This window comes from Dyadobacter frigoris, assembly GCF_005280585.1.
In the GTDB taxonomy this organism is placed as follows: domain Bacteria; phylum Bacteroidota; class Bacteroidia; order Cytophagales; family Spirosomataceae; genus Dyadobacter; species Dyadobacter frigoris.
This window is the reverse complement of the sequence record NZ_SZVO01000018.1, coordinates 117,373-143,407: the sequence shown is the minus strand read 5'-3', so window position 1 is coordinate 143,407 and position 26,035 is coordinate 117,373. Positions and strand designations below refer to the sequence as shown.

Annotated in this window: 16 protein-coding genes; 10 read left to right on the top strand and 6 right to left on the bottom strand. The window is 40.8% G+C overall.

Going from position 1 to position 26,035, the window contains the following annotated elements; translation table 11 throughout:
- The first annotated feature begins 105 nt into the window (after window positions 1-105).
- The 4 genes from FDK13_RS29100 to rfbD all read left to right on the top strand — a co-directional run bounded on the left by FDK13_RS29100 (window position 106) and on the right by rfbD (window position 4,050).
- Window positions 106-1,161, top strand: coding sequence for a hypothetical protein (locus tag FDK13_RS29100; RefSeq protein ID WP_137343531.1), 1,056 nt, complete (start codon window positions 106-108; stop codon window positions 1,159-1,161).
- 135 nt (window positions 1,162-1,296) lie between these two features.
- Window positions 1,297-2,040: a YjbH domain-containing protein gene (locus tag FDK13_RS29095; protein WP_170982946.1), complete on the top strand. Its 744-nt coding sequence runs from the start codon at window positions 1,297-1,299 to the stop codon at window positions 2,038-2,040.
- Window positions 2,027-3,154, top strand: a complete 1,128-nt coding sequence (locus tag FDK13_RS29090) for a YjbH domain-containing protein (RefSeq protein WP_229216266.1) — start codon at window positions 2,027-2,029, stop codon at window positions 3,152-3,154. Before FDK13_RS29095 ends, FDK13_RS29090 begins: the two co-directional genes overlap by 14 nt.
- A gap of 44 nt (window positions 3,155-3,198) precedes the next feature.
- Window positions 3,199-4,050, top strand: a complete 852-nt coding sequence (rfbD, locus tag FDK13_RS29085) for a dTDP-4-dehydrorhamnose reductase (RefSeq protein WP_137343529.1) — start codon at window positions 3,199-3,201, stop codon at window positions 4,048-4,050.
- A 175-nt stretch (window positions 4,051-4,225) separates the two neighbouring features.
- Here the strand turns inward: rfbD and FDK13_RS29080 are convergent, their stop codons facing one another.
- Together FDK13_RS29080 and FDK13_RS29075 are read right to left on the bottom strand one after the other, a co-directional pair.
- On the bottom strand, window positions 4,226-5,899 hold the full coding sequence (locus FDK13_RS29080; RefSeq protein ID WP_170982945.1) for a T9SS type B sorting domain-containing protein: 1,674 nt from the start codon (window positions 5,897-5,899) through the stop codon (window positions 4,226-4,228).
- 425 nt (window positions 5,900-6,324) lie between these two features.
- A complete protein-coding gene (locus tag FDK13_RS29075) occupies window positions 6,325-8,085 on the bottom strand; it encodes an alpha-L-rhamnosidase-related protein (protein WP_137343527.1) in 1,761 nt (586 codons plus the stop codon).
- A 362-nt stretch (window positions 8,086-8,447) separates the two neighbouring features.
- Here FDK13_RS29075 and FDK13_RS29070 point away from each other — a divergent pair, with 362 nt between their 5' ends.
- The 3 genes from FDK13_RS29070 (at window position 8,448) to FDK13_RS29060 (ending at window position 12,790) form a co-directional block, all read left to right on the top strand.
- Window positions 8,448-8,786 (top strand): PadR family transcriptional regulator, encoded by a 339-nt coding sequence (locus FDK13_RS29070; protein WP_137343526.1) that lies wholly within the window; start codon window positions 8,448-8,450, stop codon window positions 8,784-8,786.
- A complete protein-coding gene (locus FDK13_RS29065) occupies window positions 8,783-11,491 on the top strand; it encodes a permease prefix domain 2-containing transporter (protein ID WP_137343525.1) in 2,709 nt (902 codons plus the stop codon). The genes FDK13_RS29070 and FDK13_RS29065 overlap by 4 nt, the downstream gene beginning before the upstream one ends.
- A 528-nt stretch (window positions 11,492-12,019) precedes the next feature.
- Window positions 12,020-12,790 (top strand): class I SAM-dependent methyltransferase, encoded by a 771-nt coding sequence (locus FDK13_RS29060; protein WP_137343524.1) that lies wholly within the window; start codon window positions 12,020-12,022, stop codon window positions 12,788-12,790.
- Between the two features lie 390 nt (window positions 12,791-13,180).
- Here FDK13_RS29060 and FDK13_RS29050 read toward each other — a convergent pair whose 3' ends face one another.
- Window positions 13,181-13,960 carry a GNAT family N-acetyltransferase gene (locus FDK13_RS29050; protein WP_137343523.1) on the bottom strand — a complete coding sequence of 260 codons (780 nt, stop codon included), beginning with the start codon at window positions 13,958-13,960 and terminating at the stop codon, window positions 13,181-13,183.
- A gap of 595 nt (window positions 13,961-14,555) precedes the next feature.
- On the opposite strand from FDK13_RS29050, the gene FDK13_RS36275 reads away from it, so the two are divergent.
- Entirely contained in the window at window positions 14,556-16,115 is a 1,560-nt protein-coding gene (locus FDK13_RS36275; protein ID WP_229216265.1) for an ABC transporter permease, read from the top strand.
- Complete coding sequence (locus tag FDK13_RS36270) at window positions 16,112-16,996, top strand: ABC transporter permease (protein WP_229216264.1); 885 nt, start codon at window positions 16,112-16,114, stop codon at window positions 16,994-16,996. Before FDK13_RS36275 ends, FDK13_RS36270 begins: the two co-directional genes overlap by 4 nt.
- Window positions 16,997-17,417: 421 nt before the next feature.
- On the opposite strand, the gene FDK13_RS29040 is transcribed toward FDK13_RS36270, so the two are convergent.
- From FDK13_RS29040 to FDK13_RS29030, 3 genes are all read right to left on the bottom strand, one after another.
- Window positions 17,418-21,578: a hybrid sensor histidine kinase/response regulator gene (locus FDK13_RS29040; protein ID WP_137343522.1), complete on the bottom strand. Its 4,161-nt coding sequence runs from the start codon at window positions 21,576-21,578 to the stop codon at window positions 17,418-17,420.
- A gap of 501 nt (window positions 21,579-22,079) precedes the next feature.
- On the bottom strand, window positions 22,080-23,522 hold the full coding sequence (locus FDK13_RS29035; protein WP_137343521.1) for an alpha/beta fold hydrolase: 1,443 nt from the start codon (window positions 23,520-23,522) through the stop codon (window positions 22,080-22,082).
- Between the two features lie 60 nt (window positions 23,523-23,582).
- Complete coding sequence (locus FDK13_RS29030) at window positions 23,583-24,347, bottom strand: helix-turn-helix domain-containing protein (protein WP_229216263.1); 765 nt, start codon at window positions 24,345-24,347, stop codon at window positions 23,583-23,585.
- Between the two features lie 982 nt (window positions 24,348-25,329).
- Between FDK13_RS29030 and FDK13_RS29025 the strand changes: the two genes are divergently transcribed.
- A complete protein-coding gene (locus FDK13_RS29025) occupies window positions 25,330-25,662 on the top strand; it encodes a hypothetical protein (RefSeq protein ID WP_137343519.1) in 333 nt (110 codons plus the stop codon).
- The last annotated feature ends 373 nt before the right edge of the window (window positions 25,663-26,035 follow it).

Here is a 26,035-nt window from a genome sequence, read left to right as displayed (position 1 = left end):
GTAAACCAACAATAGTACTGGAACCACCTCTGAGTGTTTTGAACTTTTGTATTTATTTATATAAATAATGTAAACTATTAATTCCACAAATCAATTTTACTCGCAATGAAAAAACGTACAATTAAATTAGCAGTACTTGGTCTGATGATGACCGCGGTCCTGTTCAACTGTAAGAAGGACAACACTGATCCTACGACACCTGATCAAGGGATTACAGACGCTCTTAAAGCGGTAACCATGGCTACGGTTACTCCGGCTGCGCCCGTAGCGGTAGTTTCAACCCCATCAAGCTTTGCCACTTCTGCTCAAGCCAATGCGGTAAACGGAGCTTTGGGTGACATTGCATCAACTGGTGTGGTTCCTGCAAGTGTAACTGCCGCAGCTACTGCCGTTTCAGGAGCTGTTTCAGCTTCTGATGTTGCTGCTCTTAACTCTGTATCTGCTTCTACGATCGCGTCAGTATCTAATGGAGGTGCTGTTCCTGCAGATATCAAAGCGATATTAGACAAAGCAAGAGCAAACCCTGCATTGGCTGCTTATCTGCCAGTATTTACTTTTCCAAGTGTTGGTGGTGTAACTTTAAATGGAACACGTATTGCTGGAACTACGACTATTGATAAAATTGCTGGTGTTGATGCTGTTGAAAAAGTAGAGAAGGTATTGGTAAACGATGCATGTGTCGCTACCGCAACTGCTACATTTGACGGAGTAAAAACAACTCTTGATGCTTCAAAGGCTACTCAAACTGCAACTGTTTTAGCTGCATATAATACTGCACTTGCCGCAGTTCCAAGTTCAGCTACTTGTACTTCTTCGGTTACTGAAAAATATGTTGCTACCAGAGCTACTGTAAATGCTCAGGGAACCAAAGCTCTTGCCGATATTGAAAATGCAAAGGCTGCTTTGGGAAGTAGTTATGATCTTGTGAAAGCACTTACTAATATTGCTCTATTAGATGCTTTGAGTTCAATTAACGCCCTGGAACTTGCTGACAAACAAGCTTGTACTTCTGTTTCAGCTGCTGCTACGGCTAATGCACTAGCTGCAAAAAATGCAAACCAAGCGCTTGTAGACGCTGCTTATGCAACGGCATTGGCTTCAGCTACGAAGCTTAAAAATGACGCAATTGCAAGTTGTCACAATGAGGGTGGAAGTAACTAATCATCCAATATGAATCTAAGACTGATCGTCATATTTGACATATTGGTTGGAAAGATTTACGTTAAAAATAGCAGGAGGGGCAGTTTTTTGCCTTTCCTGCTAATTTTATTTGTGAACACTCCACTTTTTGCTCAAATGAATTTTTCTGGTAAACCAGGGCTTCTCAATATTCCCACAGCCATAGAAACAAAAAGCGGCTCTCTAATTGCAGGATATGCATATAATCCGGTAAAATATAGTTTTAGAAGAAATGGAATTCAATCTGAAAGTATTTATTATGTGAACTTAACAATTCTCTCAAGGCTTGATCTCAATCTTAACCTGATGCGAATGAATGGCGAAACTCGTTTTCAAGACAAAGGTATAGGAGACAGACAGCTGGATTTAAAATATCTGATATTAAAAGAAAAGAAATACCAACCCTCATTGGCGCTATATTTATCAATGCCATTTGCAATTGACAACTCCTTTACTACAAATGCTTTGGTTGCAACTAAAACTTTCAAGTTGAGTAATAATTTCTTTGCAGAAGTAACGGGTGGTTATGGAAGCCCTGTTTATATCAAAAGAGGTGATTCTGAAAAAGAAAATTCGAATATTTTTAGTAACCTGAAAATTCAAAACAAGAATACGGATAAAAGATATAAATATTTATCCGGCCCTATTGGCGGTCTAAATTTACGCTATCAAAATAAAGGCGGAGTAATGCTCGAATGGGATTCCAGACACTTTAATATTGGCGCCTATGGTAAACTTTTCAAGAAGTGGACCATACAAGCAGGCGTTATAAATTTTGATCAGGTAACCTTTGGCACTTCTTATGCCCTCAATCTTAAAGCGCTTCCCAAGCGTCTGAAAAAAGCGAATGAAAATAAGTAAACTGCTTTCAGGCATCGTTATGATGTTTCTCATGTCCCCTGTTTTCGCACAGACCGAAGAAACAGAAGCCCAGAGAAAGTCACTTTGGCTGAATTACGAAAATACCACCCTCGATCCGGCGAATGGGAAGATATATTATGAACAACGTCTTGACCGTAACCCATTGTATGGATTATGGGAAATGCGTAAATCCCTTGCTGACAATAATATTCACGAGTATCTTCCGATGTTTCAGGGAATTATTATAGGTAATTATAAACTTGGGTCTAAAATAACTGCTGCTGTACCAACTTCCGAGGAGCGTAAAACTCAACGTATAAAGTTTTTACCACACCCAGGCCGCTACAAATTTGATTTCTGGATTCAGCCTGCATTCGCAGCCATTTTTGGATATAGAGAGCAGGTAGTACAAAGCAATACCAGTGTACTGTTGCAGACTCAATTTTATCTATGGCAGGGAATGGTTTTAAATGCCGGAATTCTGTTTCCCATTACCAATGACATGGATGGTAATCCGAAAATAATCCGCCCTGCCCCTATTTTTCTGAATCAGTTTTTTGCAATTGGGAAAAACTTTGTTAACGCTTCGGCAGGGTTCTTTTATAACGATCAATATGGCGTTAATGTACAATATCGGCACACGGATATGACGACTCCATTGTCTTATGGACTGGAAGCTGGCTACACTGGCAGATATTTTTATGCGAAGGATGGCATTCATTATAGCAGTTTTAACCAATTATTGTTGCAAGCAGATATTGCCTACCGACTTGCCAGGCCTGACGTAACGCTGAAATTATCCGGAGGACAATACTTGTGGCAAGACCGTGGTGTGAGAGTTGATTTTATCAAACAATTTACAAACGTTGAAATTGGTCTTTATGCCATGAAAACTAAAAATGGTTCTACCGCCGGCTTTAATTTTGCAATTCCAATTCCGCCCGGGAAGATTTTACAAGGACGTAATGCCCGGTTACGGACAACGGATCAGTACCGTTTTGAATACTCCTATACTCGCGGATTTCAGATTGGTGAACGTTACCGCACAGGATATCAACTGGATCAGAAGCTTAGACAATACCACACGAATTATCTAAACAGTCAAAGAGAATAACAATCTAATATTCTAACTTTGCTGCGAAACATTAATACTAAAAAATGAAAATAGTAGTACTAGGTGCATCCGGACAACTAGGCCATTGCCTTAAAAAGGTTTCCGAGGAAAGAGGCAATACAGACATTTCTTTTCCATCGGAGCAAGAAGGTAATATATTAGACATCAATCTACTTGATATATTATTCACAAAAGAAAAACCTGAATTTGCCATCAACTGTGCTGCCTATACTGCTGTTGATAAAGCGGAAGATGACATTGATATTTGCCGGAAGGTGAACAGAGACGGGGCTGAAAACATTGCAAAGGCTTGTGCCAAACACAATGTAACTTTAATTCATGTTTCTACCGATTTTGTATTTAAAGGCAACGTTCCACAAATCTTATCCGAAACAGATCCGGCAGAACCAGAGAATATTTACGGGCTTACCAAACTGGAAGGCGAAGTTGCCATTTCTGATGTTTTGGAAAAACACTTCACCCTACGTACCAGCTGGTTGTATTCCGAGTATGGAAATAACTTTGTAAAAACGATGTTACGTTTGGGGAGCGAGAGAGACCAATTGGGTGTGATTGTGGATCAAACCGGCTCCCCTACTTATGCCATTGATTTGGCCGGTGCCATTTTAGATATTATTGAGTCGGGCAGTACTGAATACGGTATCTATCATTACAGTAACGAAGGCGTAACATCCTGGTTTGATTTCGCCAGAACGATTTTTGATATCAGTAATACCACCGTAAAAGTTAATCCGGTTAAAACATCAGAATACATCACAAGGGCAGTAAGGCCTGCCTACTCTGTGATGGATAAAACCAAAATCAAAACCACTTTTGGAATTCAAATTCCATACTGGCGAGACAGCCTCGAAGTGTGCATCAAAAAACTGATTTAATTAAAAAAAAGAAACCCATACAGAAATGGTTATGAAACCCAAATTTCGTGACCGTTTCTGTTAGTGCCCTGGTCAAAATTACGAACCCAAACTCCAATCACAAAATACAAACTCCCAACGTCCATTCCCGATCATGTGACGCCAGCTTTCAACGGTGCGACGACCGCTGAAATAATTATCTCTGGAGCAAAAAACTCCCCTTCCTCACAAACTCTTCCCCCATTTCAGTCTTATATTTAAAAACATAAACATAATCGCCATTTAGACAATGGGTCGCATTGACTTTCCCGCTCCATTCAGCCGCAGGACTAGAATCAGTAAATACCAGTGAGCCCCAGCGGTTAAAAATATCAAGTTTGAGAGCGGTTCCTCCAATGACTACAATCTTAAATGTATCATTGATTCCATCCTCATTCGGTGTAAAAATATCAGGTATAAAAACCCTGGCGTCACAGACTCCAAAATCAACGTTCAATTGTTTTTCTATAAAACAGGTGGCATCATCTATGTCAAATACTTTCAAATTAAAAGTTTTCATTCCGGAGCCGCTTAAGATAATAGAATCTGAATATAAATCAGATTCCTTAATATCTTGTCCAGCCCATTGAAAATCAGAATTGGCATTGGCAATCAGTTTATAAAAACCGCAATTTATCTTAATTGCTCTTGGCTCTGCGTTAAGTATTTTAATTTCTTTTACATCAGAAAATATTTTTTCCTCAGAACATTTATTACTTACAATCACTGAATATTTCCCGGAACTCTTTGGCCTATACGCTACCTCATTTGCATTTTTAATGATCGAGTTGTCAACATACCATTGATATGAATTATTATTAGAAACAGGATAATAATTTGCAGTAAGCGTAATGTCATTACAGTTTTTTTCTTCAACAATAGATAATGACGGTTTTGGTAAATTAAAGGTTGAAACAAAGTTAGGAAGCCCGATACCACCTGCCGCTCCTAATACAAATCCTTCACTGACGTAGTCGCAGCTTAAACCTTTGCTATTAGGATTATTAATTACACCCAGGCTTTTCATTCTGTTTTTCGCCACATATATCTTATTATCCGGACCAAGTTTTAGTGCTCCAAAGAAAGATTCACTCGTATGTCCAACCGTAGTCTTTGACTTTAAAATCTCAACTGGTTTTTTGTCTGATATATCTAACTGAAAAATACGACTGGCTGTTTGGAGCGTTTCTGTAACGTATAGAAAATTTTCATCGGGAGAAAATTCCAGACCGTATGCCATTTTAAAATCATGATGGGTCAGAACTATAGGATTAGAAATTGAACCTGAACTGTTATTAAAATCATAAAGTTCAAAAATACCCTTACTGAATAAAGCAGCGGCCAACTTAGTTCCTGATGGAGAGAATTTTAGATATCCTAAGGAATTGGATGCGTTGTTTCCAATTTTATTTTCAACATAAGTTTTCTCTAAACCATCACTTTTAAGTAAGTAACTCCTAAATTTATTATTCCCGGTTTCATGTGCTAAAATCCAAAAATCTTTACCATTACAATGCTGAACTGCCGTTAATTTTTCAGTGGAATGTTCCATTAAAATATTCATTGAAACGATACCGCCTTCTCCATGATTTAATCTTATATCTACGATGATACAGGTTAAGCGGCTAAAAGTGGTAAAGACATAATAAATATTAGCATCTCCTGGTTTGGGAACAATAATGGCAGATTGCGTCGCAGAATCATTCCCACCTAAATCAGCATCTCCTGAAATAACTTTGTGTTTATTGTTCCATATCTGTACCCCGTTTGTATACAAAAGCAATTTTCCATTTTCATCACAAATGGAAGCCGTCCCCTCCCACTGGTTCATTTTGCTGTCGTTTAAGGCAACTGGTTTTCCGCTGTTAAAATCTATTCCGGCTTCATATCCAAAATACCAGACATTGGCACGCTTGCTTTCCTGAGCGAGGGCTGCTTGAAATATTAATAAAAATGAAAGAAATAGAATTAAATAACGAAACATCTTTCTCACGGATCACACTGTACTAACAAACTGGTTTACAGAGTACTAAGTTAGACAGTTCCATCCAAAAATGAAAGATAATTAACAATAATATAATACCGGTGACAATCTTGATTTACAGGATTTTCTGGAAATGTCAGGATTGGTGAAGGATTGCCATTTATCGTCAGGTTTTGTCATGGGTAGTCAGGAGGCGCCATTTCAGCCTCGAAGTAATCCTCTGTGTACCTCTTTTTAACCCTGTCAACCTCTATGTCACCTACAAAAACCACCTACAAATTACCGTCCACCACTTTAACTCCTTTGGGTGCATCGATTGTTGATTTGATCTTTCCGTTTGCAAGCTTTTCATGTCTTATTTTAACAGCGCCCATAGGCGTAGGAAATGTACCTTCCACCCATTTAAGATCACCCAGATTTGGCTGGATGCGGATCGTTTTACATCCTGCTTCCAAAACCGTCACGCCCAGTACATGCTCGCTCAGCCAGGCCGTTGGCCCCGAAGCCCATCCGTGGCAAAGACTGTGGCGAAGATTTTTGTAACAATAAGCGCCAAAATCACCATGGATATCATCTTTTCCTTCGGGCACAATTTCAGTGATCGGGGCTGCATTTTTGGTCCAGTCCAGATCAAAATCCTCCCAGAAGGTTGTCGCGCCCATATCAAGCATTCCGCCCCAGTAATTGCGTATACAATCAATCGCACCCTGGTAATCGCCTGCCTTGGCTCTGGCCTGAAGCATGTAATAGCCATAAAAGGTGGACATTCTCGCGCAGCCGTCCACAGCCAGTACCTCACTGTTGGCTTTTTGGGCAGGCACAAGACCGGACAGTGCAAGCAGCGCAGCGGCCTGTTTTGACCCGTTTGCATCGGGAACGTATAATTTCAGGTTTGTGGATGCGGCTTTGCATTTCTGCGCCTGAGCCGGCTCATCCAGAATCGTGCAAAGCTCTGCGCCCGCATCAAGGGTCATGATCATCATCGCATGAAGCCCGGCATGGATCGCTTTTGGGTTCTCACTCGAAGGCCAGTCCAGGAAACGCGTTCCGTCCAGATTCTCCTTGTTATCTTTTATTTTGCTCAGCAGAAGATCCAGCAGGGCCACCAGATATTTCTGCTGTTTTTTAAGATACTGCTTATCGCCCTGGTATTTATAAAGGTCCCGGTGAATCAGTACCCACCACATCGAATAAGCGCTGATACCATTCATCCAGCCCGGAAGCGGTGTGATATCTCTGGCCTGGTCAAGACTTTTTGCCACGACTTCATTTTTACCGAAAACACTATTGATCGTCATGATTTCCGGGTGCATATCCCCTACCCAGACAAGTCTGTCTCTTTTAATACCATCCCACAAAAACTGCTGCATATTCAGGTGTACTGTGTAAGCCCCGGTATTCCAGATGGTATTCAGTCTTTCATCATTACTTTTAAAAGAACCCACGTAGTCAAGATCCCGGTATTCAAAAATAGCCCTGGCTTCCTTTAATTGCAGCTCGCGGTTATCATCGACCAGATCAATACGCACAAAACGAAAGCCTGTATTACCTGCCTGCATCACACCCAGCCAGGGCACTTCAATGACAAAATCACGCATGGCGTGATCGTTGGTCGCGCCGCTTACCGTATCGACTTCGGACATGGTCTCACTGACGGACTCTCCAAAGCGCAGTCTTATTTTTATCGGGCGGTGATCCGAAGGCTGGTCTGTGACCAGCTGGATACCGCCTTGTATTTCTTTTCCAAAATCAAGAATTAGTCCGGGTTTTTCGCCTTCCTTACTTGTAAGTGTACAGATATTCTGATGCACCAGATCCGCCTGTCCTGTACCGGGTCTTAATAGGTTCTGCTCACCTGAAATGCCCGTTCCGCTGGTTTTCCAGACAATTCTTGTCGCTGTCAGATACTGTTTTATTCTGGCATCTTTTTCAGAAATAACGTTCGTTCCAAATATCGGGGGTAAATTCTGAGCCAAAGTCGGTTGGTTTTCAAGATAAAATAAACAGATCAGCAGAGCAAGGAGTTTTTTCACTGGGCGGCGATGGTTTAGAAATGAATGCTTTAAGATGGTAAAAATCTTCGAAAATAAATCAATTTCGGCCAAAGAACTAGCCTGTGCTATCCTGCCTGCTTTTTCTCCCACATTTCCTTTATCCCCCTTTTAACCTTGGCCTTCATTAAAGAAATGGAGGTAATGGACATGGCTGCTTTTCGTAATTACCGGACAGTGTAATAATAGCTCAACAATCATTGTCCAAAACTGGACAATGATTCGTCCGTTTTTGGACATCGCTTTTACTATTACCAAGCTGTATTTGGTTTAAAGACGCTTTTCAATGCTGGCACAAGATTTGTTTTAAGATATTGTATCTAATCAAACAATCAGACACTCTCATGAAAAAGACGATACTGGGGGAGTTGGAAGAGCTGGTGTTGCTGGTTGTGGCCGCAAGCACCGAAGATGTCTATGGCGTTCCGGTTACGGAACAACTTCAACTCCGGACCGGCCGGAGCTTCACCACCAGTGCGGTGCATACAACCCTGTATCGACTTGAAGAAAAAGGGTTTCTGTCGTCCTCAGTGGGCGGGGCCACTACCGAGCGAGGAGGCCGTCGTAAGCGCCTGTTTGCCTTAACAACGGCCGGTGGGCGGGTCTTACTGGAAATTCAGCAGATGCGCCACCAGCTCTGGCAGGACATACCTGAGGGAAAATTTGAAATACTGGGACTATGAGAAAACAATCTAACCCGAACGAGCCCTCCTATGCTGGCTCACGCCCCCCTCGCTGGGCTGACCGTCTGCTGGAATGGTTTGTGGCCCCGCACCTATTGGAGTACATACAGGGGGATTTGCACGAAGTATTCTACAAGCGCGTTGAGCAGGCAGGGCTGAGCCGCGCCCGGCGCGAGTACGGCTGGGCGGCGCTGCAATGCCTCACTCCTTTTTTTCATAAACCGCTCCGGCACGCTCCGCGCGGTACCGGTAAACCCTTTTCTAAACATCCACAACCAGCACTAACTGATATGCTAGGCAACTATTTCAAAATCGCTTTTCGTAACCTTGCCAAAAACAAGGTGTACTCGTTCATCAACATTTCGGGGCTCGCGATGGGCATGGCAGTCACGATGCTCATTGGGCTTTGGATCTACGATGAAATTTCGTTTAACCGCTACCATAAAAATTATGATACCATCGCCCAGATAAGGAGATTGTATACAGACCCCAATATCCAAAAAACGGATGGAACAGATGCTCAGCAGCTTCCAATGGGTGCCGTCCTAAAAAGCAATTACCATCAATATTTTAAGCATATTTTGATGGCTTGGTGGGTCGGGGAATATACGCTTTCGACCGAAAACAAAAAGATGCCGAAAAAAGGCGAATTTATCGAAGCAGGTGCTTTGGAAATGCTTTCGTTGAAAATGCTGAGGGGAAACTATGCATCGTTGAATGAACTGCACGCTATTGTGCTGTCAAAATCAGCATCGGAAGCCATCTTTGGCCAAGAAGACCCCATCAATAAAAGTCTAAAGATTAATAACCGTATTGACGTGGTTGTGACGGGCGTATATGAAGATATACCCAGGAATACTCGTTTTAGCGAAGTGCAGTTTTTTTCTCCATGGGATTTATGGGTCGCTTCAAATAATTGGATAAAACAAAATGAAAACGATTGGGGCAACAGTTCATTTTCCATTTATGTGCAGCTGCAACCTAATGTTTCGCCAGAAACAGCCAATGAAGGCATCAAAGATTTTTATCAGAAAAGTACGCCAAAAGACATGGCCGAACGGGCGGCAAAATACAATTACGAAGTTTTTTTGTACCCGATGAAGGATTGGCATTTGTATTCGGAATTCAAAAATGGAAGGCCCGCCGGTGGACGCATCACGTTTGTTTGGCTTTTTGGTATTGTTGGCCTTTTTGTATTGCTTTTGGCTTGTATCAATTTTATGAATTTGAGTACAGCAAGGAGTGAAAAAAGAGCCAAAGAAATAGGAGTGCGCAAAGCCATTGGCTCATTGAAAAATCAACTTGTTCTCCAGTTTTTAAGCGAATCCTTCCTGGTGGTTGTCTTATCGTTTGTGGCGTCAATGTTGTTGATTTCAATTGCTCTTTCCTGGTTTAATCAAGTGGCGGACAAAGATTTATCGCTGCCATTTTCAAGCTTACTTTTTTGGTTAACCAGTCTCGCTTTTATTACCATAACCGCCTTTTTAGCAGGCGCTTATCCTGCGTTTTACTTATCTTCTTTTCAGCCGGTGAAAGTCCTGAAAGGCGCGGTTCATTTAGGACGTTTTGCGGCTTTACCTCGAAAAATCCTGGTGGTTGTCCAATTTGTCGTTTCGATCGTTCTAATTATCGGCACCCTGGTCGTCTACAAACAAATTCAGTTTGCCCAGGATCGACCTGTGGGCTATAACCGGGAAGGCTTGATTACAATTCCAAAAAATGATCCCAATTATGAGGGTAAACTGGATGTGCTGCGAAGCGAGTTGTTGAATACCGGCACGGTGGCCGGCGTGGAGTTGTCATCAAGCCCATTGACAGACGTTTGGAACAATATGGGCGGTTTCAGCTGGGCTGGTAAAGACCCCGAAGTAGCGGACGATTTTTCCATAACTGATGTTTCCTATGGATTCGGTCAGCTCGTGGGTTGGCAGTTTATTGCTGGCCGGGATTTTTCCAAAGCACTTGCCACTGACAGTACCAAAATGATCATCAATGAATCTGCCGCTAAATACCTTGGTTTAAAAAACCCTGTCGGAGAATTTATAAAATTTTATGACGGCAAAAAATCACGGCAAATAATTGGTGTGATCAAGGATATGGTCATGACCTCGCCCTATGAGCCAGAGAAGCGTGCGTTTTTCTTTTTAGATGCTAAATATGATGCCGCCAGCCAAATTGACATAAAAATCAAACCAATCGTTAGCGCGAACGAGGCCCTGCCAAAAATCGAAGCCATTTTCAAGAAAGTAGTCCCTTCGGCGGCATTCGATTACAAATTTGTTGATGAAGAATACGCTAAAAAGTTCAGTAATGAAAAACGGATCAGCAAGCTGGCTTTGTTTTTTGCAACACTGGCCGTTTTCATTAGTTGCCTGGGTCTGTTCGGACTGGCCTCGTTCATCGCAGAACAACGTACCAAAGAAATTGGTGTGCGTAAGGTGCTGGGCGCCTCAGTCCTGAATCTATGGGGATTACTCTCCAAAGACTTCGTGTTTCTGGTCGTCATTGCCCTGGGAATTGCTATCCCAACAGCCTGGTACTTTCTAACCGGTTGGCTTGAGAAATATGCGTATCGTACTGAAATTTCCTGGTGGATTTTTGCAGTGTCAGGCGCAGGGGCTTTAATGATCACCATGCTGACAGTCAGCTTTCAAAGCATCAAAGCAGCTTTGATAAATCCGGTAAAAAGTTTACGTTCAGAATAAATTTATCGTAAAGGCTATCACTTAAAAGCACCGTAAAGACTCGGTGCTTTTTTCATAATCCAACTTCTGACATGAAGGCCAATTAGGCTGTTAAGTCGGCTCTGACACAATGTAAAAGATCCTGTCCTGATCTTCCAGTCTATGTCGTTACGTTCCAATCATTGGTGGTGATAATTCGCCATTGGGTTGATACACCGTGAGCTGTATTCAAATTCTCCGTGGCATCATTGAAGATAAATCAATATGCTTAGGTCCAGTTCTGGAGATTATGCCAACAGCAAAGTCTGTTGACTAGATTGAGACCCGATAAAAATGTCATTTTTAAAGCTTATTGGTGGGAGACGGTACTTGTTGTACAATCTTTCAATTCAATACAAACTACATACAATTAGCTTACTATCAATCAAATAGTAGTGCAAATAATATCAATTTGGAATATCAGTTACAAATTTGTACTCTTGTAATAGCGCACAAAAGTTGCGTCTACTTACAAAGTTAGCGGCAAGGCAAAAGTGACAGCACCAGACAATGAAATACTTTAACCCAAAGACAGCAGCAGAACGTTATTCAAAAGGACGACCTGACTTCCACAACAACACTATAAAGCACATCAAATATTTCTTGCATCTTGATAATAAAGTCGATAACGCATTAGATATTGCTTGTGGGACAGGACTTTCAACAAAAGCGCTTTTAGAAATTGCAACGAATGTGTATGGTACAGACACTTCGCAAGAAATGTTGAATTTTGCATTACACTCCGACAAAATTCATTATTTAATTGCTTTGGCAGAACAACAACCGTTTGGGGATAATATCTTTGACTTAATCACGGTTAGTTCGGGTGTTCATTGGTTTGACATAGATAAGTTCTTAATAGAAGCCAACCGACTTTTAAAAAGTAGATCTTGGCTTGTGCTGTACGAGAATCACTTTATTGCTGAAATGGTTGGCAATGACAATTTCACCGATTGGTTTCCTAATGTATATTTAAAAAAATTTCCTTCTCCACCTCGTAATAGTGCTTACGCCTGGACAAATGAAAATTTAAATCCAAAGAATTTCAACTTTATAACCGAAGAGAGATTTAAGAATTCAATAATACTAACCAAACAGCAACTTGCTTTATATTTTACGACACAGAGTAACATCATTTCAGCGGTGGAGAAAAATCAAACAACTTATGAGCAAGTTGAAAGCTGGTTAGACCAAGAGCTTACTCCATTTTTTGACAATGACAATACAACTCAGACAATTAACTATGGAAACTGGATTAAGTATATTCAACGGGCAAACTGATAACGACTGCCAAGCCGCTAACGAGTGCATTTGTTTTTCAATTCAGCATTTTACCAGGCTGACAGTTTGTTATTGCCATGCCTTCACAAATGCCGCAACGTTGAGGTTTTTCTTACAAATGGGCGGAAACATACGTTAATCAACTATGCTTTTAGTTTTGATGATTATAGACGGTTCCATAAGCTGCTCCTAATTGCTTGGAAATCTTATTCATTGATAATCCCGGTTGTTGCAATTCAAAAATTTCCGTTGCGGCTGGTATAAGTATCTACAAAGGAAGAAACCTATCAATATGCGTCCAAGGGGCCCATTTCTATGAGTACATATTTCAGAAAAAGATGAATTTTCAACTCTTCTTCAATATTACAATACAGAAGGTACCACTGAGCTCTACATGTAGCACTCGCCACTGACGCTGAAAGTATATTTACCAAATCTCATGCGCCGTGCCGTACGGGCCTCTTTATAACCTTTACCATACAAAAAATCCATTGCTCCCTGGTTCTCTTTTGGGAATGTTACTTTGTCATTAGTATTTAAATGTAAATTCAAAAGCGCAATTCCGGCTGATACGGTATTTGCAATTATTAAGCCATCACCAAATGTTGGCATATAGTATCCCTCAGTCGTGTTATTTTTACAGTACTGGTGTCCTTGTTTTAGATAATTTTCAAGATGAAACATTCTATCTTCTCCGGAATTTAATTTATCGATTATGGCAATCTGCCTTTTGAATCTTTTCTGATAGGGTTCAATATTAGTTGATATTGCTAATGCTGGTGCAATAATAATGTCTTTAAAAAACAAGTATTCTGTTTCAGTAATAAATCCCAATTTTTGGTAGACCGGTGCTCCCAATTCGGTTGCAATTAAATATATAGTTTCGCATTTATTATTCATTGAAATAGTTATCAAAGCCTGTGTAATACGGTTTCCAATTCCATTATTCCTATAAGCCGGATGAACAATAATGTGACCCAGCCAAGCAACGTCACTGTGAATAATTGCCGCCCCGACACCAACAATCTCCCCTTCAATAATTACTTTAATTGGAAAGCAAAAAGGGACTTTTGTATAAAAATTAAAGTTGAGTGTTATATCCTGCCACCCGTCCGGCTGCAAGCTGACCAGCGATGAAACATCGTTATGATTTAAAGTCTTGATTTCCATTTTCCTGTTTCTCTGTCAATCCCAAGGTCATACTTTACTAACAATGAATTGATCAGGTAACTTGATATTACCACAATACTAAGTTACGGATGCATAATGAAGTTCACAAACTTTCTACCATGCCGCAAGCCTCCGCAAACATAATCCATGTTACATTACAAAATGTATTATTTAGTGTACATTTCTAGTTATACTGCTACTGCACTTTTCCGTGTAATACATTCTTTACTCTTCTGACTTCAAAAGTAATGGAGATGCATAAGAACGAAAAGAAGAGAGGTTGTTGCATTTTTCGATTTGAAAAAATGTACGATTACAAGATAAATTGTTCGTTAACGAACAGTATCAGCGACAATAACTATGTTAATTATTTGATTTAAAGACACTTATGATATAGGCATGATTTTTTCTGATCAGTAATAAAATATAAGTCAATATTCATCATTTACCTTACAATATAGTGAAGCGATTTCATGTTACAAAGACCTTTGATACCGATTCGTAGCCGATCAGGCTGCTGCTGTATAATTCATTAACTAAAACAAACTTATGCAGTTCGAATACCAAAATTTGTAGACCCTTTTACCCACTGGATATGATCGGAAGTTACTTCAAAACATCGGGACGCAGCTTAATGCGCAACAAACTGTTCTCATCCATCAATGTTATTGGCCTTGCCATCAGTATGTCTGTTGGTTTACTGCTGATCGCGTTTGTCTTCGACCTGCTTTCCTACGACAAGTTCCACAAGAATGGTAAGAGGATCTATCGGATCACCAACGTAGCGACTTTCCAGAGTGAACAAGGCGGCAAGTTTGCATCGACATCGATAAAGACCGGAAAGCTTATCCGGGAGAAAGTAACCGGTATAGAAGAAGTAGCTATTATGCGAAATGACTTTTCACAGGATGCTAAGGTTGGCGACAAAATTCTTCCGATCAAGGGCTTCTGGGCGGAGCCGTCGCTGTTGAGGATATTTACATTTCCGATGCTGGAAGGCAATCCCGAAACGGCACTGAAAGATCCTCACTCGATCGTTCTGACGGAGACCGCAGCGAAAAAGTTGTTCGGTAACGAATCTGCTCTCGGCAAAGCGATCAAATTCGATACACTCGATTACCAGGTGACCGGTATCATCAAGGACGTTCCCTTCTTTTCGCATATCAACTTCGAAGCACTGATATCGTTCTCAACGGCTGAACAAAATGGTAAAGCCGATAAACGTTTTGAGGCTTGGACAAACATGTTTTCGAACTCGGTGTACCTGCTGCTACCGGAAAATGCCGACATGGCTTCAATCCAGTTGCAGCTCGATGCAATTGCAAAGGAGGAAAATCTCACCGACCAACAAACTAAGATACAGCTCGAACTTCTTCCTTTATATGACATCGTGGTCGGAGAGAATCTCCGTAGCTCCGAGGGTGGCCCTGGCTCCGTCGGCCCTCACATGCCTCCGGCCGTGCTTTGGATACTCGGTGGCCTTGCATTCGTTGTAATATTGTCTGCATGTTTCAACTATACCAATCTTTCAATAGCGCGTGCCATGCGCCGCTTGAAGGAAGTAGGTCTTCGCAAAGCTATCGGCGCCCAAAAGAGCCAGGTTCGGCAACAGTTCCTGGCGGAAGCGATCATGATCTCTTTGGCAGCCCTTTTTCTTTCATACTTCATATTTCTCGCATTGCGACCGCAGCTCATAAACATGGCTCCCCAGATGCAGCGCATGGTGAAGCTCGATCTCACTCCGGCTGTAGTTGTAGCCTTTATCTTCTTTTCGGTCGCCGTAGGGGTTATTGCCGGCTTGATGCCTGCAATATTCTTTTCGAAGGTTAGCGCGATCAATGCGCTCAGGAATGTGTCCGCTCCGGCGTACCGGTCAGTGAAAGCATTCAAACAGGGAACACTCAGACGCGCTATGGTGGTGACTCAGTATACTGTCACACTGATCTTTATCACAACAACCACGGTGGGCTATGTGCAGTATAAAAATATACTTGCATTCGACCTGGGATTTAACACAGAAAACATCCTGAATATCAATATGCAGGGTAATAAACCCGATGCGCTTCTTAAGGAACTAAGCGAGATGCCGGAAGTAGCTGCACTATCCCGGTCACTGATTATCACCAGCGTTGGCAATGCCTGGGCGGCCATATGAAATACAAAGATTCTGGGGACTCTGCCCTGGTCTTGACCAACCACGTCGACGAAAATTATTTGACCTTGCATGGATACAAGCTCGTTGCAGGCGGAAATTTTATTGCACGCCCCTCCACAGCCGAGGCTGCCAGCGAGGTGATCGTTAACGAGCAGGTTTTAAAGCGATTTAACATAAGTACCAACGACCCCGCGAAAGCAATCGGGAAGGAAGTAACATTCAGTAGTTTTCGAATTAAAGCACGCAAGATGACCATTGTTGGGGTAATGAAGGACTTTCACTATGGCAAGGTCGACAACCTCATCGAGCCGGTAGCATTCATGTTCTGGACACCTGAGGACCGGGCAGTCATTAATGCCAAAATACAAAGCACTGACATGCTGGCGACGATGGCCAAAATCGAGTCCACATGGAAGAAGATCGATCATGTTCATCCATTTAAGGCAGAATTCTATGAAGAAGCAATAGAAGATGCCTACGGCGAATTTTCGACCATGATCAAGATCATTGGCTTCCTTTCATTTCTAACTATTTCTATTGCATCGATGGGATTGTTCGGAATGGTGGTATTCACAACCGAGACGAGACTAAAAGAGATCGGCATCCGAAAGGTTATGGGCGCCAGCTCCGGTAACCTTGTATACTTACTGAGTCGCAGTTTTCTTTTGCTACTATCCATATCCGCACTTATCGCTCTGCCCGTGACTTACCTTTTCTTCGAAAAAGTTGTGCTCACTAATTTCCCTTATCATACACCAGTGCAAATCGCAGAGCTATCCATTGGCTTGCTGGCGGTATTACTGATCGCATTCATTATGATCGGATCGCAGACGTTGAAGGCAGCAAGGAGTAATCCGGTGGAGATTCTCAAGAGCGAATAAGGGTTAACTACAAGGATGATTTATCGTCAATAGGCTTTTATGTAATGCACTTGGGACTGGATAAGTAATCAGAATAATAGTTGGGCTAAATAGTAAATAATCCAGTTCTCCCATCTGACCTTTAACCGGACATTGAATAATTAAACAATTTCGGGTGCTTAATAATTTAAACATCAGGAATATCGCCTATAAAAAAAAGCACTGGCCAGTGCAAAATTCACTTAAGGGCAAGATCATTTTCGCACTGCCTCAGGCGTAGACAAGCAAAAATACATATTCCACTCTATAATTTTCCCGGAATATGCAATCAAGGAAGATGGTCTTAGCCAAATCACAGCAGCTCACCATCAGTGACCAAGAACCCTGTTTGCCCGGAAATATCCAAAATAGCTTGATCGATCAAAACAAACGTCTTAAATTTCTAATGCGCAAGGTTTTGTATTTTCTTTGACCATTTTTCTAGCATTTCCATTAATTCTTCCAGATTTACTGGCTTGCTGATGTAATCGTCCATTCCTGCGGCAAGGCATTGCTTCCTGTCTTCCGGCATGGCATTAGCCGTCATGGCGATAATATAAGGCCGGGCAGGATTACTTTTCTTGATTATTTTGGTTGCTTCAACACCGTCCATGAAGGGCATTTGTACATCCATTAATATTATATCAAATACTTTTTGCGTCGTCTTCACTACGGCTTTGGCCCCATCTGTAACCATCTCTGCTTCGTATCCAAGCTTGCCGAGGACATTCAAGATCACAATTTGATTCACCTTGTTATCCTCTGCAACTAAAATATGCAGCGGATATTGTTTTGAAAAATCAGAATAAAGTACCTTATTTGATACCTTAGGCTGAGACGCTACGCCCGCAGTATCCTTATTTTTAAACTGCTCATAGATACTATTAAAAAAGATCTTCTTATTTACCGGTTTTTTTAACAAAGCACAAAATAGTTCTTTCTGGACTTTAGGCAGTTCTGTGCCCTTGGGACTTAAAAGTATAACCGGAAGCTGAGGATAATGCTCATGTATCTGCCTGGCTAACTGTATCCCGTCCACAGATGGCATGTACATATCGGTAATAACCATCCCTATGTTTTTATTTAGTGCCAGTACCTCAAGTGCCTCAGCGCCGTTACTTGCCAATAAGGAAGTTATCCCCCAATCTTTCAGCTGGTCTGCAATGATCTCACGGCTGTTTTGGTTGTCGTCTGTCACCAATATCGTGATTCTCCCAAAATCGTGGCTATACTCCGAAATGTTTTGATCCGAAACAGTTTGAGTTCTTAAAAGGATCGAAAAATGAAAAATACTACCCTGTCCTTCCTGGCTGATTACGCCAATAGTTCCACCCATCAGACTTACCAGTTTTTGAGAAATGGCAAGGCCCAAGCCCGTACCACCGTACTGGCGGCTTGTTGAGGAGTCTACCTGTGAAAATGCCTTAAACAATCGATCCTTCTTTTTTTCAGAAATACCAATCCCGCTGTCCTTGATTTCAAAGTATAATCTGATCATGTCCTGATCTAAGCTGCCATCCAGACGGACTGATAAGATAATTTCTCCATCCTTGGTAAACTTAACTGCATTTCCTATCAGGTTGATTAGGATTTGACGAAGCCTGAGACTGTCACCTATAAGCTGCTCAGGGACATCGCGATTAATTTTATAAAGCAGCTCGATTTTTAATTCCCCCACCTTTGATATAAAAACATCCATTACTTCTTCGATACAGCTCCTAAGATTGAATGGGGTTTCTTCCAGTTCCATATTACCGGACTCTATTTTAGAAAAGTCAAGAATATCATTAATCACCGTCAGTAAGCTATTACCGCTGGACTGTATACTTGTGGTGTAACTGCGTTGTTCTTCATCCAGGTCAGTTTCTGCGAGCAGCGAAGCCATTCCAATTACCCCATTCATAGGAGTCCTTATTTCATGGCTCATCACAGCCAGGAATGCGCTTTTTGCACGGCTGGCCAGCTCTGCCTGCTGCTTTGCCTTTTTCTCTTCTTCAATAGCAATCTCTGCGATGCGCTTGGCCTTTCGTTCTTCCTGCATAGCAACTTCCAGCTCCATTGTACGCTGTTTTACTTTTGTTATCAGCAGTTTCTTCTGTCTACGGCTGGAATCGGTACGGAGCTGATAAAATAAAATCAGAAGGCCTATAAAACTTATTAATGAAATTAGCCTAAACCACCAGGTTAGCCAAAATGGCGGGATAATGGTGATTTTAACAAAGTTGCCCCTGGTATTCCACACCCCGTCATTGTTGGATGCTTTAACTTTGAAAATGTACGTCCCCGGATCCAGATTCGTATAAGTTGCCGTCCGCTTGGTTCCCACATAATTCCACATTGGATCAAACCCTTCAAGTTTGTATGCATACTGGTTTTTTTCGGGGTTTGTATAATTAAGCGAAGCAAATTCTAACGTAATTACAGACTGTTTGTAAGAAAGTGTGACCGAGCTTGTCTGACTGATATCTTTTTGCAGCACGGAGGACTTATCACCTACCGAAACAGTCTTGTTGAAAATCTGCAAATCAGTAAGAAAAACGGGGGGAATAAAACTGTTATATTTAATGCTGTCTGGATGAAAGGTACTTAAACCGCTCACCCCGCCAAAAAACATTCGCCCGCTTTCGGTAGTAAAGCAGGAATTATCTCTGAACTCGTTGCCCTGAAGCCCATCTTTAACTCCAAAATTGTTGAAAGTTTTATTTTTGGGATTGAATCGAGAAATGCCTTTGTTAGTGCTTAACCATAAGTTTTTATGATGATCTTCCAGGATTGCAAAAACTACATTGCTGGCCAAGCCATCCTTTTCGGTAAAGGCTTTAAAAGTTTGTTTGCTGGTGTCAAAATAATTGAGTCCACCGCCGACTGTTCCTATCCATAAATTGCCCCCCTGCGCTTCGCGGATACATTGTACCTTATTATGCGATAGAGATAAGATATTTTTGGGATCGTACTGGTATCGTGTGAAATATCGGCAGGTACTGTCCAGCTTGTTCAGTCCGTTATATGTCCCTACCCAGATCTGGCCCTTTTTATCCTGAAAAACAGCCGTGACAATGTCTGAGCTAATACTGGTGCTATCCCTGGGATTAGTGCGATAATGTTTAAATTTTCCATTTTTGATGTTGTAATAATTCAATCCGCCTCCCCAGGTCCCTATCCAGATATTACCCTGACGGTCTTTATGCAGGTTGTTAACATCTGAAACCGACAGACTGTTTGAATCGTTAGCATTTGGTAAATGGTGTTTTGCAATGCCGGTTTTAGTATTAAAAAAATCGAAACCACCGTTGTGATAACCCAGTGCCAGCACGTCCCTGGAAACCCCCACCATCGAAATCACATAGTCATTACTGATTGAATTGACATTTCGGGGATCGTGCCTGTAATTGGAAAAAGTATTTTTATTGTAGTTAAATACATTCAGCCCACCACCATCTGTACCGAGCCATATTTTATTACCGGCACTATCGCCACATATTGAAAGCACCACATTATTAGTCAAGCTACCCGGGTCTCCGGGAATGTGACTGTATGAGAGAAATTTCTCTCCAAACCTCGGCAGAAAATCAACCCCGCCTGCGTAGGTACCTATCCAAATATTTTCAGCATTATCCTGATAGATCGAATACACAGAATTATTGCTTAATGTAGCAGCTTCGTTCGGCCTGTGCTCGTAATGAACAAATTGCACTTTCAGGGCATCGTAAACGCTGATACCTCCATTTTCGGTCCCTATCCATATTTTGCCGTCCCTGGCTTCGACAATAGAAAGAATGTCATTGTGGGCAATAGAATTTGTATTGGATGGATCGTTAAGAAAATTGCGGAAGGAATGATCCTTGTGGCTGTATAGGAACAAACCGTCTTCTTTGGTCCCTATCCATAAATTTCCATGGCGGTCCGTACATAAAGCTCTGACCGGAGGAGCAACCAAACAGTTTGTGCATTCCAAACCGACGCGCCGACTGGTGTATTTTTCATTGTTTACGGTAATTTGATAAAGACCATTTTCAGTTCCCAGCCACAGTGAACCGTCCTTATTTTCTGCAATACGGTAGATCGAATTTTTAATTTGACTACTGTTGTTTTGACCGGCATCCAAATACAGTCGAAATGATTTTTTTTGCCGGTCAAACAAAAAAAGGCCTTCCTGAGTAGCCAGCCAAATTCTGTTTTTGCTATCTTCAAAAAGGTCGTTAATATCCTGGGTCAGATAATGAATAAAACTATTTTTGCTTCTGTCAAATCTGTCCAGCCCGTTAGAAGTGGCAATCCACAAATCACCTTGCTTGTCTTCGAGTAAATCCTGTATGTAGCTATCTGTTATGCTGTTTTTGTCGTAAGGATCATGTTTATAGTGCGAAAACTTGTATCCATCATATTTATTCAATCCGTCTTCGGTTCCAAACCACATAAAGCCTTGTCTGTCTTTAAGTATTGCACAGATGTGGCTTTGAGAAAGTCCTTGATTTGTTGTAAGATGATTGAATTTTAGACCTTGTGCATGAACCAAGCTCAGCAAAGACACCCAAATAACCATCAGAACAACAGCGTGTTTCATTTAATTGGGAAAGGAATGTTGAGAAAAGTTATACAATTCCTTGATTGGCAGTGATCGTCTGTTATCAAAAAAAGAAGCTCATTATTTATGACAATTTATACAATATATAAAATTAATTCCACAAACAATGCAATTTAAATACGCCAATGATTAAATTTTGATTCGTGGCCCGGCTCGCTTCAAACATCAGGCTGAAAGCTGGCATCAGACCGGTCAAATAGGCTCTGGCCTGCCGATTGGTGATCTAAATAATAAGCGGCTCAGCAAACTTTCCTTCCGCTTAACATGTAGCCTTTAAGACTATGAAAAGACAGCAATCCGGGTTAATTTAATAGATTGAAGACAAATTCCGTGAATTTGATCAAAGCCCGGCTTCTCCGAAGCGAATTTGCCGCATTAAATTTTCGGGCTGGGCTGCCAGGTGGTACAATACCAGAGCAGCTGACAAATTGCTTGTATACAATTTTTAGTTTCTTATATCTACTCCGTTTATGAACTAAGCTATTCCATAATCAGATTTTTGGATTGAGAGACAATTTTTTTATTGGGGTTCTCAAAAAATAATGTCGCGTAATTAATACCATCAACAACATAACCCGGCCCGTGCCCTCCATTATGCACAAGCATGAGCTGAGCATTAGGCATATAGCGTTTAATAAGCCGGTTGTAAAATGGCCTGCATGAAGGATCGATATCTCCGCCAACAATTAGAGCAGGAACTTTCGAATATACCTGCTTTCTAACTATTTCAGGCTCCGGTCTAACTTTCCAGCAATCACAAACAGTCCTGCTAACATCATTAAACGAGCAACCCGCCAGCCAGGGCAGGACTGTATTTTGTAGCTTTTCCAATACCGGATCAGAATATGCTATTTGTTCTGTGCAGTAAACCGAATACCTCATACCCAGCGATACCGAATGATCTTCCGAGAAACCTCCATCAATAAGTTCGGTTACGTAAGATCTGTGTTTACCTGCAACAAGATCATCAATAACAGCAGGAATAGTTTTTACCTGATCACCGTTTAAACGGTTCACTATTATGTCCAGTAATTCACCCTTGGTATAATAGATCCTGGTGCTGTCACGTGCATTCCTTTTAAGATAATTGAGTTGAAATATCTTGCCCGTAATATCTGTAAAATAACGTTGAAATCGTTCCCGTAAATTAATAGAAGTCTTGCTCATTAAAGAATCATCCTCATAGTTGGTAAAAACCTGATTTAGTGCTTCATTGATATTGATTAAACCATCTTCGTCATATCGCGCATAACTGGGCAAAGGCGAATTTAGCATTAAAGTGCGTACTGCTTCCGGATGGTTACGTAACACATTGAGCATTAGCCCGCCACTGTAGGAGACGCCTGCAAGATTCAGTGAATCCAAATGCAAGGCCAGTCTCAAATCATTGATATCTTCGGCACTTTCCATTGTATTAAAAGCCGAAAGGTCAATACCCTGGCTAACAAAACGCTTACGGCAGTCCTTGATAGCAATCAGTACCAAACTGTCTTTATTTAGTCCTTCTTCATAGCTGCGCTTTACAGCCAGGGGTATTTCTGTACAATCCAGACAGGGCTTTGCCAGTTTTGTTCCTCTTTGGTCAAAAAGTATTAAACCGCCATATTTCAACAAGCCGGATTCATAACCAACACTGTCTGTATTATCAATTGCGCTATAACCAGGGCCGCCGGTAGTATAAAGAAAAACATTTTTTTTAGCGTCATGATTGGGCTGGCGCGCGAAGAAAAATGGAATTTTTACTTTTCGCCCGTTGACTTTCTTGCGGTTTTCGGGTACCACCAGATAACCGTATTTAACGATTAAACGCGCATCGGTTTTAATCGGACAAACAGCCAATTCTATGACTGGCGTATACGATTGGCTGAACAATTGCTGACAGCAAACAAAGCTAAAAAGAAGGCTAAAGGAATATAATTTCATGTCGTTTTTTTTACAAAGCTCGAAATCAATCTCCTACTTAAAAAGTAAAAAACGGACAATTTAAATGCCTTGCTCTTTTAGTTTCTGACCGGTAAATTTCATTTGATCCTTATAAAAATGACTCATGTCATAATAGCCATAATCATCCGGCTCAAACTGTTTCTCACTGTCAATAAAGTGCGATAAGGCATTCCGGGCCCTAAGAATGGAAAAATAACTTTTTGGTGATACGCCCACAACCCGGTGAAAATATCGGTTAATGGTTTTTGAAGTAATAAATAGCCGTTCGGCGACAGCCGAAGTGTTCAACTGAAAATCTGCCGCATGATATTCGCCAATTGCATCCCTAACCATTGCAAGATAATGATCATTGTTCCGTCGTTTACGGAAACTATTTAATAAAAAGCATTGCATCAATTCAACACGTTCTGTAAAATTAATGGCATGCTTCATTTTTACCAATAAGCTGTCTGGAAGTATTCCTTTTAAGTTAATTACCTTATCAACGACTCCTAGCTGACTTAGTCCTAAGATCGCCTCTAATCCACCAGGATAAAATTTTACTGTAAAAATATTATCAAAAGGTTGATTGATACGTTCAATGGTGGAGTTTCGCAGGACTAAAATATCCTGGTCAGCTTTTACCAAATAGCGGTGCTTTGCCAAATCAATATAGTAAGGTGAACCTAAATTTATATAAAAAGTGGGTGTCCAGCTAGCAAACATTTTTACAGTAAAACACTCGTTTTCGAAGTGCCGTCTTGTTAATTCCGTAGAAGATTCCGCAAAAAATTCTATAAAGTCTGCCAATTCTTCAAATGGCAATACGAAATCATAGATTTTACGGATATTTTGAAAGATTTCAACCATAAAAAATGATAGAATGTATTTAAGATTATAAAATAATTTTACAGCTAAATCACAATTCACTTACGCCGCATAACCATTAGAAATATAAACCTCTTTTTATAAATTCCGGCATTTTAAATTCTGGATTGATCTGAAAACTATTGTACTGTCTAAAACGAACTTTTTTTTACAAAATTGATAATTTGATTCGTTGCGAAATTGATTTTCAAATTTGTAAGTCCTCTCCCAGCCAGAAACCATAATGAAGGTACTTCTGTAAAAGCCGTCAGGGAGTATTTAGGCAAAAATTGATTTACAAAGGCAGCTACTACCATGCATGGCAAACAGCTATAAATCTGCAAGAGTCGGCAGTATCCGCCAAAAATTGGTGTTATTTAAGCAATTTGACGGTTTGTCCTAAAAAATACATACCAACATCATTTAAATGCTGCGCCGAATCTTTCAAAATATAAATGTCAAAACAGCAGCACCTTGACTTTTTTTCGCTGAAATAATAATGAGAGTGTCGCATGAAAACTCACCGGTGCGTGCTAATCTTTCCAGTGATAACAGGCATATTTTACAGACACTTTAGAGGGCATAAGATTTTTACAATGTGCGTATCTAAACGATGTAAAAAGAGCTCATGGCTGGTGGGCGTCTTACTTCGGGATCGAACGAATGACGGTTGTTTATGGAAGATTATATTCGGAAAAATGAAAAAAATATTATTTAATTCTCCATATTATCCAGAGATAAAGCCTATGACAAAAAACAACTAAAAGCTAACAATGAAACACTTAACCATTAACTTACCTACCCCAAAATAAGTTTTCATCAGTATTTAAGAGTCTGATGGTCACAAATCATCCAGCTTGCCTGAGTCAATAATATTAGGACTGGCAGAAAAGCCATTTAATTAACTTATATTGTATCAAGTAAACCTACCCAATTAAAAGTGAAACCCCAATCCAATATTTTCGTGTACATCGAGCTGGACAAGCTCGTTGAAAACCTGACTTTAAATCCACTTCGTTCCAAACAGTATTTAAAATCCCAGGCAGGTCGTTTTGGGCTAATCCCTATCAGATATTTTTCCGCTAAACTCTCCGGAGAATGGCTGAATATAACTAAAACATTAAATATCTCAGAGCCAAACCGGCATAATAAAATAAAGAATACCAGAAATGCGGCCGTTGATTCCATTGATCAGATGAGCCCTCAGGAATGTCAAGAATTAACTTTGAAAATCTGTGATCTTTTCGAAAAAGTAAAACTTGAATTCATGTAAGGGATCGCTGGTACAGCCAGTTGCTTAGTTTGAAAAGATAGCTTTGAAGAACGTAAGCCGAATACAAACCAATAAGAATTTTGATCTTTCTGAGCTGGCTGTTTGAAGTGGTGATTCTCCCCCATTCTCTGTCTGAGCCAATAAAAAAGACCCAAGTAAAAAAAGGAAAGGGTAATAAAGCGCCTCTGGTTCTCTTATCAAGGCTTTATAGCGCCCAACAAAGCAAGAATGTAAAGATTATATTTTAGCCTTTTTGATATATCATTTCGGTAAAAACACCAGCACGGGTCTTTAATTTTGCTTTGCGATTTTGCTTGTCTTTTTTATCATTAGGGCAAAGTTCATCTCAAACAGATGGCTGACGAAGCTTTGC

Coding starts and splice junctions, on each gene's coding strand:
- FDK13_RS29050 (WP_137343523.1), bottom strand. CDS start 13,960: ATGGAAATCAAGACTTTAAATCATAACGATGTTTCATCGCTGGTCAGC.
- FDK13_RS29100 (WP_137343531.1), top strand. CDS start 106: ATGAAAAAACGTACAATTAAATTAGCAGTACTTGGTCTGATGATGACC.
- FDK13_RS29060 (WP_137343524.1), top strand. CDS start 12,020: ATGAAATACTTTAACCCAAAGACAGCAGCAGAACGTTATTCAAAAGGA.
- FDK13_RS36275 (WP_229216265.1), top strand. CDS start 14,556: ATGATCGGAAGTTACTTCAAAACATCGGGACGCAGCTTAATGCGCAAC.
- FDK13_RS29035 (WP_137343521.1), bottom strand. CDS start 23,522: ATGAAATTATATTCCTTTAGCCTTCTTTTTAGCTTTGTTTGCTGTCAG.
- FDK13_RS29070 (WP_137343526.1), top strand. CDS start 8,448: ATGAAAAAGACGATACTGGGGGAGTTGGAAGAGCTGGTGTTGCTGGTT.
- FDK13_RS29080 (WP_170982945.1), bottom strand. CDS start 5,899: ATGAACCAGTGGGAGGGGACGGCTTCCATTTGTGATGAAAATGGAAAA.
- FDK13_RS36270 (WP_229216264.1), top strand. CDS start 16,112: ATGAAATACAAAGATTCTGGGGACTCTGCCCTGGTCTTGACCAACCAC.
- FDK13_RS29065 (WP_137343525.1), top strand. CDS start 8,783: ATGAGAAAACAATCTAACCCGAACGAGCCCTCCTATGCTGGCTCACGC.
- FDK13_RS29095 (WP_170982946.1), top strand. CDS start 1,297: ATGAATTTTTCTGGTAAACCAGGGCTTCTCAATATTCCCACAGCCATA.
- FDK13_RS29090 (WP_229216266.1), top strand. CDS start 2,027: ATGAAAATAAGTAAACTGCTTTCAGGCATCGTTATGATGTTTCTCATG.
- rfbD (WP_137343529.1), top strand. CDS start 3,199: ATGAAAATAGTAGTACTAGGTGCATCCGGACAACTAGGCCATTGCCTT.
- FDK13_RS29040 (WP_137343522.1), bottom strand. CDS start 21,578: ATGAAACACGCTGTTGTTCTGATGGTTATTTGGGTGTCTTTGCTGAGC.